Raw genomic sequence first — 13,805 nt, 5'->3', positions numbered from 1 at the left:
ACGGGTCTTTGCAGTTCAGCGACCCGTCGCGGGGATACACCAAGCCTGGAAGGCTGTTGGACTCATGGCACTCGCGCAGCCCGAACGGGGCGGGCTGCTGCCCCAGCGGACGGCACCCCATCGCGGATCGCTCGCCACCACCGCCTGCATGGAGACCTTGCAGGTCGGCTACCTGCACGCCGTCGCGGCCGCGGCGGGCTGTTCGCTGTCCCAGCCGTTTCCCGACAACGGCATCGACTGGCACGTCAGCCACAGCGCCCCCGGGCACACGGTCGACGACGAAGTCACCATCAAGGTGCAGCTCAAGTGCACGTACCAGATCCCGCCGAACCCTGCGGGCCCCGCCTTCTCCTTCACGCTCGACAACGAGCACCTGGCGAAGCTCGCCCGCACCCCGGTCTCGGTGCACAAGATCCTGGTCGTGATGCTGGTGCCCAGATCCCAGGACGACTGGCTGCGCGCCAGCCACGACCGGCTCGACCTGCGGCACTGCTGCTACTGGATCAACCTCGCCGGGCACGCCATCACGGGCCGGCGCCGGACCACCGTCCGTATCCCGACGGCCCGGATCTTCGACGACCGGGCCCTCTGCGAGATCATGACGAGGGTCGGGACGGGAGGCAGACCATGACACACCGCCCCACCGACGAGGTGCTGAGGCCGGTGAGGCCGCACCCCGCCGAAGCGTTCTGGAACGATCCGCCGACCCCCGACCAGGTCGACCCCGCCGTTTTCGGCGCGCTGCTGCGCCGGCACGGCTGGCAGCGCCGCGGTGGAGCGGCCGGACGGTACGGCCGGTGGACCCCACCGGGGCCCGGGGGCGGCGGCACCAGCCTGCTGGTGCCGGAGAACCGGGCCTTTCCCGACAGCGACGACCTGCTCGGCGAGGCTCTCGTCGCGCTCGCCCGCAGCGGTTCACCGTCCGCGCGCGACATACTCGTCGGCCTCGCCGTGCCGAGCGACGAGATCCGCTGGTGGCGGGAGGTGCCGACCGGTCCCGTGGGCGCGGCGCCCTGGACCGTCGAGGAGCAGCTGCGCGGGGCCGCCCGCCAGATGCTGCTCGCGGGCTCGCTCGCCACCCGCGCGCGGGCCGGCTATTACGGCGCCCGCCACCGCAGGTCCGCCGGCGCCGCCCTGGACAACGTCCTGGTCGGCGCCGAACCGGGCGGCCGCGGCCTCACCGCCTTCGTACCGGTCACCACCGGCCGGCCGCTCGCCGTACGACTGCACGAGGCGCTGTGCGCCGCCCGTGAGGCCATCGACTACCAGCGGGCCACCGGCGGCATGGAGGCCTTCGACGCGGCCGTCGAGGCGGGCGTCAGCCATGAACTGATGGAAGCCCTGGTGGCCCTCGTCCGCGGCACCGAGGGCGCCCGGATCACCGTCGGCTGGTCGCCCGCCGCGGGCGTTCCCGAGGGCGGCGCGAACCCCGCCGAGCCCGTCGAGTTCTCGCCCGGCGACCTGCCCGTGCTGCGCGAGGCCGGGGCCCGCTATCTGCGCGAGGAGCCGTCCGTGCCCGTACGGATCACCGGCGCCGTGGTCCGGATGCGCAGGTCGGGACCGCGCGGGGAGGGGACCGTACGGCTGCGGGTCATCGCGGGCGCCGAGGTCCCGCACGTCCGGATGACCCTCGACGAGGAGGCGTACCGGATAGCGGGCCAGGCCCATCTGGTCGGGCTGCCGGTACGGGTGCACGGGAGGCTGGAGAGCCGCGGCGGATTCCGCAGGCTCACGGACGCCTCCGGCGTCGTACCCGTACAGGTGGACGAGGCCGAGCGGGACCGGCTGATGAAGTCGCTCCAGGAGAATCTGGACTTCTTCGAGGAGGCGTGCAGCGAGGACTGAGGCGCGCGTACGGGAAGGACCGAGGCGCGCGTACGGGGAGGACCGAGGCGCGCGTACGGGAAGGACCGAGGCGCACTGTCCACAACCGTTTCGCGGAGGGGACCCCGGGCTCGGTAGGATTCGGGGCATTGCCATGCCATGCCGTATGTGGTGTGGAGTCGCCTTCAGTCAGGAGAGTCCGGTGTCAGACGTCCGTGTGATCATCCAACGCGATTCCGAGCGGGAAGAGCGCGTGGTGACGACGGGCACTACGGCCGCCGACCTCTTCACCGGCGAGCGCACCATCGTCGCGGCCCGCGTGGCCGGCGAGCTGAGGGACCTCGCGTACGAGGTGCAGGACGGCGAGGAGGTCGAGCCCGTCGAGATCTCCTCCGAGGACGGCCTGAACATCCTGCGCCACTCCACCGCGCACGTGATGGCCCAGGCCGTGCAGGAGCTCTTCCCCGACGCCAAGCTGGGCATCGGCCCGCCGGTCAAGGACGGCTTCTACTACGACTTCGACGTCGAGAAGCCGTTCACGCCCGAGGACCTCAAGGCCGTCGAGAAGAAGATGCAGGAGATCCAGAAGCGCGGGCAGCGCTTCTCCCGCCGCGTCGTCACCGACGAGGACGCCCGCGAGGAGCTGGCCGCGGAGCCGTACAAGCTGGAGCTCATCGGCATCAAGGGCCCCGCCTCCTCGGACGACGGCGCGAACGTCGAGGTGGGCGGCGGCGAGCTGACCATCTACGACAACCTCGACGCCAAGACCGGCGAGCTGTGCTGGAAGGACCTCTGCCGCGGTCCCCACCTGCCCACCACCCGCAACATCCCGGCCTTCAAGCTGATGCGCAACGCCGCCGCGTACTGGCGCGGCAGCGAGAAGAACCCCATGCTCCAGCGCATCTACGGCACCGCCTGGCCCTCCAAGGAGGAGCTGAAGGCGCACCTCGACTTCCTCGCCGAGGCCGAGAAGCGCGACCACCGCAAGCTGGGCAACGAGCTGGACCTGTTCTCCATCCCGGACCAGATCGGCTCCGGCCTCGCCGTCTTCCACCCCAAGGGCGGCGTCATCCGCCGGGTCATGGAGGACTACTCGCGCCGCCGGCACGAGGAAGAGGGCTACGAGTTCGTCTACACCCCGCACGCCACCAAGGGGAAGCTCTTCGAGACCTCGGGCCACCTGGACTGGTACGCCGACGGCATGTACCCGCCCATGCAGCTCGACGAGGGCGTGGACTACTACCTCAAGCCCATGAACTGCCCGATGCACAACCTGATCTTCGACGCGCGCGGCCGTTCGTACCGTGAACTGCCGCTGCGTCTCTTCGAGTTCGGCACCGTGTACCGGTACGAGAAGTCGGGCGTCGTGCACGGCCTGACCCGCGCCCGGGGCTTCACGCAGGACGACGCGCACATCTACTGCACCAAGGAGCAGATGGCGGAGGAGCTCGACAAGACGCTCACCTTCGTCCTGAACCTGCTGCGCGACTACGGCCTCACCGACTTCTACCTGGAGCTGTCCACCAAGGACCCGGAGAAGTTCGTCGGCTCGGACGAGGTCTGGGAAGAGGCCACCGAGACGCTGCGCCAGGTCGCCGAGAAGCAGGGCCTCCCGCTGGTCCCGGACCCGGGCGGCGCCGCGTTCTACGGCCCGAAGATCTCCGTGCAGACCAAGGACGCCATCGGCCGCACCTGGCAGATGTCGACCGTGCAGCTCGACTTCAACCTGCCCGAGCGCTTCGACCTGGAGTACACCGGCCCCGACGGCTCCAAGCAGCGCCCGGTCATGATCCACCGTGCGCTCTTCGGCTCCATCGAGCGTTTCTTCGCCGTGCTCCTGGAGCACTACGCGGGCGCGTTCCCGGCGTGGCTGGCGCCCGTCCAGGCGATCGGTATCCCGATCGGCGACGCGCACGTGGAGTACCTCCAGAAGTTCGCCGCCGAGGCCCGCAAGAAGGGCCTGCGCGTCGAGGTCGACGCGTCCTCGGACCGTATGCAGAAGAAGATCCGCAACGCGCAGAAGCAGAAGGTGCCCTTCATGGTCATCGCGGGCGACGAGGACATGACGGCCGGCGCCGTCTCCTTCCGCTACCGCGACGGCTCGCAGGAGAACGGCATCCCCCTCGACGAGGCCATCGCCAAGATCGCGAAGGTCGTCGAGGAGCGCGTGCAGGTCTGACCGGCGCAGGTCTGACGGGCGGGCCCTGCCGGCTCATGTCAAGAAGCCCCCGGGAAGCTCAGCTCCCCGGGGGCTTCTCGTCGCCCTCGCGCGCGAACACCTGCAGCAGCCACGAGGAGAACGAGCCCGTCACCGCGCCGAGCAGCGCCAGACCGCAGACCATCATGGCGACGGCGATCGTGCGGCCCCGAGGGGTCACCGGTGTCACGTCCCCGTACCCGACCGTCGAGAGGGTGGAGGCGGCCCACCACACCGAGTCGCCGAACGTGACGATCGTCGCGTGCGGCGCCTGGTACTCCGCCTGATAGACGGCGAGGGAACCCGAGAAGCCGAGCAGCAGGACCGCGATGCCCGCGTAGAACATCACCCGCGCGTACAGCGGGAGCCGTGGCTCTCCGTGGCGCCGCAGCACGGCGTCGTAGAGTTTGACGACCCGCAGGGGACGCAGGAGGGGCAGGACGAGCACCACGGTGTCCAGCAGGTGACGGTGGACGAACCGGAGGCCCTGGCCGCTCAGCCGCCAGAGCACCAGGTAGTCCACGAGGAACGCCGCCCAGGTGACCGCGATCACCGCGAGGCAGACATCCCGTCCCGCCTGGGGCAGGCCGTGTGCCAGCACATGGACCGCGTAAGCGGCGAGGAACAGCAGCGACGCGACCCCCAGCGGTACCTCGGTGCACTGCTCCCAGCGGGTCATCGGGCTGTCGTCGTCCATGGCCACAGCTTCGCCGGAGGTGTCTTTGCGCGGCACCCGCCGACACGCCGCGAACGGGCGAAGCAATATGCTGCAACACATGACGAGTGAGCCGGAGCAGCAGATCGGAGTGGGAACGCGGGACGCGTTCCAGCGCCTTTGGACGCCCCACCGGATGGCTTACATCCAGGGCGAGAACAAGCCCACCGGCCCGGGGGCCGAGGACGGTTGTCCCTTCTGCTCGATTCCGGCCAAGTCCGACGAGGACGGGCTGATCGTGAGGCGCGGGGAGCACGTGTACGCGGTGCTCAACCTCTACCCGTACAACGGCGGGCACCTGATGGTCGTGCCCTACCGGCACGTCGCCGACTACACGGACCTCACCGGGCCGGAGACCGCCGAACTCGGCGAGCTGACGAAGCAGGCCATGACCGCCCTGCGGACCGCCTCCGGTGCCCACGGCTTCAACATCGGCATGAACCAGGGCACGGTCGCGGGCGCCGGCATCGCCGCCCATCTGCATCAGCACATCGTGCCCCGCTGGGGTGGCGACACCAACTTCATGCCGGTCGTCGGACACACCAAGGTCCTGCCCCAACTCCTCGCGGACACCCGCAAGATGCTCGCCGAGGCCTGGCCCACCGCGTAGTGCGGCCCGGGGCGCCCTCTCCGGGCGCCCCGTCCTGTGCCGGACCGACGGCGTACGGTCGACCCTCGGCCCCGCTGCCGCGCGTCTACGCGTCGTACAGGTCGGCCTTGCGCGGCGAGGCATCCTGCACCGACGTGCTGAGGAAGGCCGAGCGGTTGCCGAACTTCTCCGTGTCGACGCCGTTCTCCTCAAGGACTTTGAGCGCCGCCGAGTGCACCACGCGCAGCACGGGTGTAGCGGCCCGCAGCGCGTCGTCCGCCATGAAACGGTGCCGCCACGGCTGATCGGCCCAGGCGTGCCGCACCCCGAACGGCTCCGGCAGTTCCAGACTCCCGCCGAGCCAGTTCAGCAGCGGCGGATACCAGGTGAGGGGCGCCCGCGCGGCGAGCCGTACGACCTCGTCCGCGGTGACCAGCGGCAGACTCACCTTGCGGGTCTCCCAGAACTTGACGGCCTTCGCGACCTCCTTGGTCGGGGCCTCCGGCTTGCTGGTGAACAGCGGGTTCACCGGCCCCAGCGCGTGCCCGGTCACCTCGATGCGCAGCGTCTGGTGCAGCACCGTCACCGTGATCATCATGGTGATGATCAACTGGCCGTCCCAGAGCGTCCACTGGACCCCGAGATAGTGCCGGTCGCCGCTGCCGAACTGCTGCTTGTTGCAGATGTCCTGCACGGCGTGCGTCTTGATCGTGTATGCGTCGACGTCCGTGCCGCCCGGCCGGGCCACCGCCTTCGCGTTCTCGCCGATCGGTGTGACGATCCAGTGCTTTATCGAAGGCGCCGGAAAACCACCGGTGTTGAGCGGACCGCGTTCCAGCATGCGCAGCTTGTCGTGGACGTTGCGGATGACGTCCCAGCTGCGGAACGGGTGGATCTCCTTGTTCGCGTCCCGCGCCACCAGGTCCTCGGCGAGCTGCCAGCTGCCCCAGCGGGTGCCCATGCCTAGTATGCCCTTGGGGCCCGCGTAGAAGACCGAGTTGGACTGCTGCTCCGCGGTGAGCCGGGCGAGCGCCTGACGCAGCCGCTCCGCCGCCGACTCACCGGGGCTGCCGGGGACCGCCTCGGGAATCTTGGCGCCGATGCCGCCGCCCGACAGCAGGCTGTCCCAGCGGGCCCGCAGATCCTTGGCGGTGCGCTCGCAGATCTGCTTCGCCCACAGCCAGCCGACGACGGGGAGGACCACCGAGGCGCGCGCGTACCAGGCCCAGAAGCCCGTGAACGGCATGCGGACGAGGAAGAGGACGGCCAGCGCGCCGACGGCGACCAGGAGTGTCGTGCCGAGCGCGGAACCGCGCTTGTCCGCGCGCTTGGCGATCTGCGTACGGATCTGGAAGACCAGCAGCCACACCAGCAGTCCGGGCAGGAACAGCACCCCGCACAGCATCATGACGGCCGACAGCCAGTTGTCGCGGTCCCGGCGGATGTTGGTCGCCGCGAGACAGTGCTCCACGATGACCTGCGGCTCGGTACCGAAGGACTGGATGAGCGGTTTGCGGCCCGCGCCCAGCATGCGGGCCGTGACGGCCCCCGCGAAGGCCTCGCCGAGATTCGGCGCGAACAGCTTGATCCGTCCGGCCTTGACCGTGGACTGATGCCATTCGTTGTCGGCCTTGAGGATCTCCTGCACCGGACTGTCGCGGTACGCCGCCGAGGCCAGGGCGAAGGTCGCCGCAGTCTGCCCCGCGGTGCCCGTGAGCGGCACTTGCGCCCCGGGAGTGAAATCGAAACCGTCGAACGCCACTTCCGCCCCCATCGCCGCCGCACCCGCTCCTGCGGCTTTCCCGACTTCGGTGTCCCGCACACCTGTTGATCAGGTCTTCGTCTTGATCAGGTTCTCAGAGTATCGGCCGGGGCCGACATTCGTCGGCGGACGGCGGAAGCCGCCCGCCGACGAACGGAGTCACCTGATGAAGTCCCCCAACCTTCAGGTACCCGGGGCCTGTTCGCGGAGCCGTTCGGCGATCTGCTGCGGCATCGGCTCGTGCCGCGCGTAACGCCGGTCGAAGCGCGCGGTGCCGTGCGAGACGGACCGCAGATCCACGGCGTACCGCCCGATCTCGTTCTCCGGCACCTCGGCCCGGACGAGCGTGCGCCCGCCGGCCGCCTGCTCGGTGCCGACCACCCGGCCGCGCCGTCCCGACAGATCGCTCATCACCGGGCCCACGTAGTCGTCGCCGACCAGGACGGTCACCTCCGCCACCGGCTCCAGGAGATGGATCGTGGCGTCACGGGCCGCCTCGCGCAGCGCGAGCGCGCCCGCCGTCTGGAACGCGGCATCGGAGGAGTCCACCGAGTGCGCCTTGCCGTCGAGCAGCGTGACCCGTACGTCGATGAGGGGATATCCCGCGGCCACGCCCTTGGCGGCCTGGGCGCGCACACCCTTCTCGACGGACGGGATGAACTGCCGGGGCACGGCGCCGCCGACGACCTTGTCGACGAACTCGATACCCGAGCCGCCGGGCAGCGGTTCGACCTCGATCTCGCAGATCGCGAACTGGCCGTGCCCGCCGGACTGCTTCACATGGCGACCACGCCCGGTGGACCGGTCGGCGAACGTCTCCCGCAGCGAGACCTTGTGCGGGACCACGTCGACCTGCACGCCGTACCGGTTGCGCAGCCGTTCCAGGGCGACGTCCGCGTGCGCCTCGCCCAGGCACCACAGGACGACCTGATGGGTGTTCGGATTCTGCTCCAGACGCATCGTGGGGTCCTCGGCCACCAGCCGGCCCAGCCCCTGCGAGAGCTTGTCCTCGTCCGCCTTGCTGTGTGCCTCGATGGCGAGCGGGAGCAGAGGGTCGGGCATCTGCCACGGCTGCATGAGCAGCGGGTCGCCCTTGGCCGAAAGGGTGTCTCCCGTCTCGGCGCGGTTCAGCTTCGCGACACAGGCGAGGTCGCCCGCGATGCAGTGGGTGAGGGCGCGCTGCTGCTTGCCGAACGGCCCGGACAGGGCGCCGATCCGCTCGTCGACGTCGTGGTCCTCGTGTCCGCGGTCGGTCAGCCCGTGCCCGGAGACGTGCACCGTCTCGTCGGGGCGCAGGGTTCCGGAGAAGACCCGGACCAGGGAGATGCGGCCCACGTACGGGTCGGACGCGGTCTTGACGACCTCCGCGACCAGCGGCCCGTCCGGGTCGCAGGCCTTCACCTCGCGCGTGGCGCCGTCCGGCGTGGTCACCGCCGGCGCCGGGCGCTCCAGCGGGGTGGGGAAGCCGCCGGTGATCAGTTCGAGGAGCTCGACCGTGCCGAGCCCCTGCCGGGCTCCCTCGGCGGCGGGTGCCGCGGCCAGCACCGGGAAGAAACTCCCGCGCGCCACGGCCCGTTCCAGGTCCTGCACGAGTGTCTTGAGGTCGATCTCCTCACCGCCGAGGTAGCGGTCCATGAGCGTCTCGTCCTCGCTCTCGGCGATGATCCCCTCGATCAGCCGGTTGCGGGCCGCCTCGATGAGCGATTGCTGCTCGGGTCCCGGCTCCGCCTCCTTGCGCTCCCCCGAGGAGTAGTCGAACAACTGCCGGGTGAGCAGCCCGATCAGGCCGGTCACGGGCGCGTGCCCGTCCGGTGCCTCGGCGCCGTGCAGCGGCAGATACAGCGGCAGTACGGCGTCGGGGTCGTCCCCGCCGAACGCCTGCGCGCAGGTGCGGGTCATCCCCTCGAAGTCCGACCGGGCCGATTCGAGGTGGGTGACCACGATGGCCCGGGGCATGCCGACGGCCGCGCACTCCTCCCACAGCATCCGGGTCGAGCCGTCCACCCCGTCCGAGGCCGAGACGACGAAAAGGGCCGCGTCCGCCGCTCGCAGACCGGCCCTCAGTTCCCCGACGAAATCGGCGTACCCGGGAGTGTCCAGAATGTTGATCTTGTATCCGTCCCAGTCGACGGGTACCAGGGAGAGCTGCACCGAACGCTGCTGCCGGTGCTCGATCTCGTCGTAGTCGGATACGGTGCCGCCGTCCTCCACGCGGCCCGCCCGGTTCACCGCTCCCGCCGTCAGCGCGAGAGCCTCCACCAATGTCGTCTTGCCCGATCCGCTGTGGCCGACCAGCACCACATTCCGTACGGACGCGGGGTGGTCGGCCGCCGTAGCCCTGCCGGCGGCTCCGGGGTGTGCGTTCGCCTTGTCGCCCATGGCCTTGCCTCCCGTGCACGGTGAGGTCTCTGTGGGCGCGGGACATGCCGAAGCCTCCCCCGGACTCCGTCCCGGGGCACCCCCTGCGGTGCGGCTCCGGTGACGCCCCGCGGTGTCTTCGAGCTTTGCACTCGCGTCACGGTGCGTCCATACAGCGGACGCGATCGCGCCGTGACACCGGCGGCATCGGGTCGTGACACGGGGTGCGGGTGCCCGACCATCGCACAAGCGCACGCGTGACTACGATGGGCCAGCCGACGGCCAGCAGGGGCCGCCCGGCGACACCGACCCTCGGGAAGGCCATGCTGAACAAGTACGCGCGTGCATTCTTCACGCGTGTCCTCACACCGTTCGCCGCGTTTCTCATCCGCCGGGGGGTAAGCCCCGACACGGTCACCCTCCTGGGCACGGCCGGAGTCATGGCGGGCGCGCTGGTCTTCTACCCCCGGGGAGAGTTCTTCTGGGGAACGATCGTCATCACGCTCTTCGTGTTCTCCGACCTGGTCGACGGGAACATGGCGCGCCAGCTCGGCCGCTCCAGCCGCTGGGGCGCCTTCCTGGACTCCACCCTCGACCGGGTCGCCGACGGCGCGATCTTCGGCGGCTTCGCGCTCTGGTACGCGGGCAACGGCGACGACAACGTCCTGTGCGCCGTCTCGATCTTCTGCCTCGCCAGCGGCCAGGTCGTGTCGTACACCAAGGCCCGCGGCGAGTCGATCGGTCTGCCGGTCGCGGTCAACGGTCTCGTCGAGCGCGCCGAGCGGCTGGTGATCTCCCTGGTCGCGGCGGGTCTGGCGGGCCTGCACACGTTCGGTGTGCCCGGCATCCAGGTGTTGCTGCCCATCGCGCTGTGGATCGTCGCCGTCGGCAGCCTCGTCACGCTGATCCAGCGTGTGGTCACCGTCCGCCGGGAGGCGGCCGAGGCGGACGCCGCGGCCGGCGCAGCCCAGAACAGCGAGGCCACCTCGTGACCAGCCTCCGGGACAGGCTGGTCGACGGGGCCTACGCGCTCGGCTGGAGCACCGTCAAGAAGCTCCCCGAGCCGGTCGCCGTGCGCCTCGGCCGCGCGATCGCCGACGTCGCCTGGAAGAAGCGCGGCAAGGGGGTCCAGCGCCTGGAGAGCAACTACGCGCGCGTGGTGCCGGACGCGACACCCGAGCGGCTCGCCGAGCTCTCCAGGGCCGGCATGCGCTCGTACCTGCGGTACTGGATGGAGTCCTTCCGGCTTCCCGCGTGGAGCGAGGAGCGGGTGGCCAACGGGTTCGAGATCAAGGACGGACACCGCCTCACGGACGGGATCGCCTCCGACCGGGGTGTCATCCTGGCCCTTCCGCACATGGCGAACTGGGATCTGGCGGGCGCCTGGGTCACCACCGGACTGAAGACGCCGTTCACGACCGTCGCCGAGCGCCTCAAGCCCGAATCGCTGTACGACCGTTTCGTCGCCTACCGCGAGGGCCTCGGCATGGAGGTCCTGCCGCACAGCGGCGGTGCCGCGTTCGCGACCCTGGCCCGGCGTCTGCGCGACGGCGGACTGATCTGCCTGGTCGCCGAACGGGACCTGTCCGCGTCGGGGGTCGAGGTGGAGTTCTTCGGCGAGGCGACCCGGATGCCCGCGGGACCGGCCCTGCTCGCCCAGCAGACCGGCGCCATCCTCCTGCCCGTGACCCTCTGGTACGACGACTCGCCAGTGATGCGGGGCCGGGTGCATCCGCCCGTCGAGGTCCCCGAGTCAGGTACCCGTGCCGAAAAGACGTCTGTCATGACACAGGCGCTGGCCGACGCCTTCGCCAGCGGCATCGCCGACCACCCGGAGGACTGGCACATGTTGCAGCGTTTGTGGCTCAAGGACCTCGACCCCGGGAAGGCTCCTCAGGAGGAGTCCGGCGCGCAGGATCCCGAGAAGAGGACCCCATGAGGATCGGCATCGTCTGCCCGTACTCATGGGACGTTCCGGGCGGCGTCCAGTTCCACATCCGCGACCTGGCCGAGCACCTCATCGGTCTGGGGCACGAGGTCTCCGTCCTCGCCCCCGCGGACGACGACACGCCCCTGCCGCCGTACGTCGTCTCGGCGGGCCGTGCGGTCCCGGTGCCGTACAACGGCTCGGTGGCGCGGCTCAACTTCGGCTTCCTGTCGGCGGCCCGCGTGCGGCGCTGGCTGCACGACGGCACCTTCGACGTGATCCACATCCACGAGCCGACCTCGCCGTCGCTCGGCCTGCTCGCGTGCTGGGCCGCGCAAGGGCCCATCGTCGCCACCTTCCACACCTCCAACCCGCGCTCCCGGGCGATGGTCGCCGCGTACTCCATCCTCCAGGCCGCCCTGGAGAAGATCAGCGCGCGGATCGCCGTGAGCGAGTACGCCCGGCGCACCCTCGTCGAGCACCTCGGCGGTGACGCGGTCGTCATCCCGAACGGCGTCGACGTCGACTTCTTCGCCCGCGCCAAGCCCAAGCCCGAATGGCAGGGCGACACCATCGGTTTCATCGGCCGCATCGACGAGCCCCGCAAGGGCCTGCCGGTGCTCATGAAGGCCCTGCCGAAGATCCTGGCCGAGCGCCCGCAGACGCGACTGCTGGTCGCCGGACGCGGTGACGAGAAGGAGGCCGTGGAGTCGCTGCCCGCCGAGATGCGCTCGCGCGTCGAGTTCCTCGGCATGATCAGCGACGAGGACAAGGCCCGCTTCCTGCGCAGCATCGACCTCTACGTCGCTCCCAACACGGGCGGCGAGAGCTTCGGGATCATCCTGGTCGAGGCGATGTCCGCCGGAGCGCCGGTGCTCGCCGCGGATCTCGACGCGTTCGCCCAGGTCCTCGACCAGGGCTCCGCCGGTGAGCTGTTCGCCAACGAGGACGCGGACGCCCTGGCCACAGCCGCGGTGCGGTTGCTCGCCGACCCGGAGCGCCGGGCCGGACTGCGCGAGCGGGGGAGTGCCCACGTACGGCGTTTCGACTGGTCGACGGTCGGCGCGGACATCCTCTCCGTGTACGAGACCGTCACGGACGGCGCGGCCGCGGTGGCCACCGACGAACGCACGGGACTCCGCGCCCGCTTCGGCCTGGCCCGGGACTGAACGAGCCCGGACCCGCCTGCCCGGACCCGCCTGCCCGGACCCGCCTGCCCGGACCCGCCCGGACAGGGCAGGCCGCGCACCGAACTCCCGGGCGGGGGAGGACCGTTCGTCCCGCGTGCGGCCCGGCACACGGCACAACCGCCACTCCGCGCGCGGGAGTGGCGGCCCGGCTTCCCGGCGGGAAGCAGCCGGCCCACCGAACCGGCCCCGTGCCGTACTCCCGTGCTGGGCTCGTGGTGCTTTGGAGCCGTACTCCCGCGCGCGGGAGGGCCGGTCCGCTTCCCCGACGGGACGCCGCCGGCCCCGGGTCGAGAACGGCCTGAATCCGACCGCCCGGCCCACGTGGGCCGGGCGGCTGCTCCGCGGACGCCGCTGTCCCTCGCGCCACGCGCTTGCGTCGCACGGCGTCCGCCCGTCCGGGTGCGTGGACCGGCCGTTCACGGCTCCTCCTGACCCGGGCAACGGGGTGCGGTTCTCCCGGACCCGGGCAACGGGGTGCGGCGGCCGATGCCTCCGGCGCGCCGCCCCACGCGGCAGACCCCGCGTCGCGACCCGGCCGGGACCCGTCCGACTCTTCGCCCCGACCGGGCGGCTCATGTGACGCACGGGAGCCGAGGGGCCCGCGCGCCCACACGGGTAGCCTTGCCGCCCGTGACCGCAACCCTCATCTGGATCCTCGTCGGCCTCGTCGCGATCGGCCTCTACCTGAGCTGGACCGCGGGGCGTCTCGACCGGCTGCACGCCCGCATCGACGCCGCCCGCGCCGCCCTCGACGCGCAGCTGCTGCGCCGGGCCTCCGTGACCCAGGAGCTGGCCACCTCCGGGGTCCTCGACCCGGCCGCCTCGATCGTGCTCTACGAAGCGGCCCACGCCGCTCGGCAGGCCGAGGAGGAGCAGCGGGAGGTGGCCGAGAGCGAGCTGAGCCAGGCCCTGCGGGCGGTCTTCGGGGAGACACAGCAGGTCGAGGTGGTCCGCCAGGTGCCCGGCGGCGAGGAGGCGGCCGGCGAGCTGGCCCAGGCCGTGCGCCGGGTGCCGATGGCGCGGCGCTTCCACAACGACGCCGTACGCGCCGCCCGGGCCCTGCGCCGCCACCGCAAGGTCCGCTGGTTCCGCCTCGCGGGCCATGCCCCGTTCCCGATGGCCTTCGAGATGGACGACGAGCCCCCGACGGCCCTGGCGGACCGCCCGACGACCTGATGCCCAGGGGTGGGCGGGCACCCACAGGGGTGGGCGGGAACGAAAACGATCCACCGCCTCCCCATTG

At 71.1% G+C, this 13,805-nt stretch carries 11 protein-coding genes; 8 read left to right on the top strand and 3 right to left on the bottom strand.

Features of this window, described 5'->3' with window-relative positions; genetic code table 11:
- Nucleotides 1-64 precede the first annotated feature (64 nt).
- The 3 genes from N4G66_RS05480 (at nucleotide 65) to thrS (ending at nucleotide 4,003) form a co-directional block, all read left to right on the top strand.
- Entirely contained in the window at nucleotides 65-631 is a 567-nt protein-coding gene (locus tag N4G66_RS05480) for a DUF4365 domain-containing protein (RefSeq protein ID WP_261702802.1), read from the top strand.
- Entirely contained in the window at nucleotides 628-1,845 is a 1,218-nt protein-coding gene (locus N4G66_RS05475) for a hypothetical protein (RefSeq protein ID WP_261702801.1), read from the top strand. Before N4G66_RS05480 ends, N4G66_RS05475 begins: the two co-directional genes overlap by 4 nt.
- A gap of 181 nt (nucleotides 1,846-2,026) precedes the next feature.
- Nucleotides 2,027-4,003 (top strand): threonine--tRNA ligase, encoded by a 1,977-nt coding sequence (gene thrS, locus N4G66_RS05470; protein ID WP_261702800.1) that lies wholly within the window; start codon nucleotides 2,027-2,029, stop codon nucleotides 4,001-4,003.
- Between the two features lie 58 nt (nucleotides 4,004-4,061).
- Here the strand turns inward: thrS and N4G66_RS05465 are convergent, their stop codons facing one another.
- Nucleotides 4,062-4,718, bottom strand: a complete 657-nt coding sequence (locus N4G66_RS05465; RefSeq protein WP_261702799.1) for a potassium channel family protein — start codon at nucleotides 4,716-4,718, stop codon at nucleotides 4,062-4,064.
- Between the two features lie 67 nt (nucleotides 4,719-4,785).
- Between N4G66_RS05465 and N4G66_RS05460 the strand changes: the two genes are divergently transcribed.
- Entirely contained in the window at nucleotides 4,786-5,346 is a 561-nt protein-coding gene (locus tag N4G66_RS05460) for an HIT family protein (protein WP_261702798.1), read from the top strand.
- 85 nt (nucleotides 5,347-5,431) lie between these two features.
- Here N4G66_RS05460 and N4G66_RS05455 read toward each other — a convergent pair whose 3' ends face one another.
- Nucleotides 5,432-7,099, bottom strand: coding sequence for a hypothetical protein (locus N4G66_RS05455; RefSeq protein WP_261702797.1), 1,668 nt, complete (start codon nucleotides 7,097-7,099; stop codon nucleotides 5,432-5,434).
- A gap of 171 nt (nucleotides 7,100-7,270) precedes the next feature.
- The gene (locus tag N4G66_RS05450) at nucleotides 7,271-9,466 is read right to left on the bottom strand and encodes an elongation factor G-like protein EF-G2 (protein ID WP_261702796.1); all 2,196 of its coding nucleotides are present in this window, start codon (nucleotides 9,464-9,466) and stop codon (nucleotides 7,271-7,273) included.
- A 245-nt stretch (nucleotides 9,467-9,711) separates the two neighbouring features.
- Here N4G66_RS05450 and pgsA point away from each other — a divergent pair, with 245 nt between their 5' ends.
- The 4 genes from pgsA to N4G66_RS05430 all read left to right on the top strand — a co-directional run bounded on the left by pgsA (nucleotide 9,712) and on the right by N4G66_RS05430 (nucleotide 13,738).
- Nucleotides 9,712-10,437 carry a phosphatidylinositol phosphate synthase gene (gene pgsA, locus N4G66_RS05445; protein ID WP_261702960.1) on the top strand — a complete coding sequence of 242 codons (726 nt, stop codon included), beginning with the start codon at nucleotides 9,712-9,714 and terminating at the stop codon, nucleotides 10,435-10,437.
- On the top strand, nucleotides 10,434-11,384 hold the full coding sequence (locus N4G66_RS05440; RefSeq protein ID WP_261702795.1) for a phosphatidylinositol mannoside acyltransferase: 951 nt from the start codon (nucleotides 10,434-10,436) through the stop codon (nucleotides 11,382-11,384). Before pgsA ends, N4G66_RS05440 begins: the two co-directional genes overlap by 4 nt.
- On the top strand, nucleotides 11,381-12,541 hold the full coding sequence (locus N4G66_RS05435) for a glycosyltransferase family 4 protein (RefSeq protein WP_261702794.1): 1,161 nt from the start codon (nucleotides 11,381-11,383) through the stop codon (nucleotides 12,539-12,541). The genes N4G66_RS05440 and N4G66_RS05435 overlap by 4 nt, the downstream gene beginning before the upstream one ends.
- 651 nt (nucleotides 12,542-13,192) lie before the next feature.
- Nucleotides 13,193-13,738, top strand: a complete 546-nt coding sequence (locus N4G66_RS05430; RefSeq protein WP_261702793.1) for a hypothetical protein — start codon at nucleotides 13,193-13,195, stop codon at nucleotides 13,736-13,738.
- The last annotated feature ends 67 nt before the right edge of the window (nucleotides 13,739-13,805 follow it).

Origin of the sequence: Streptomyces rhizosphaerihabitans (genome assembly GCF_025399795.1) — a bacterium.
Classification (GTDB): Bacteria; Actinomycetota; Actinomycetes; order Streptomycetales; family Streptomycetaceae; genus Streptomyces; species Streptomyces rhizosphaerihabitans.
This window is presented reverse-complemented; position numbering and strand designations above follow the sequence as displayed.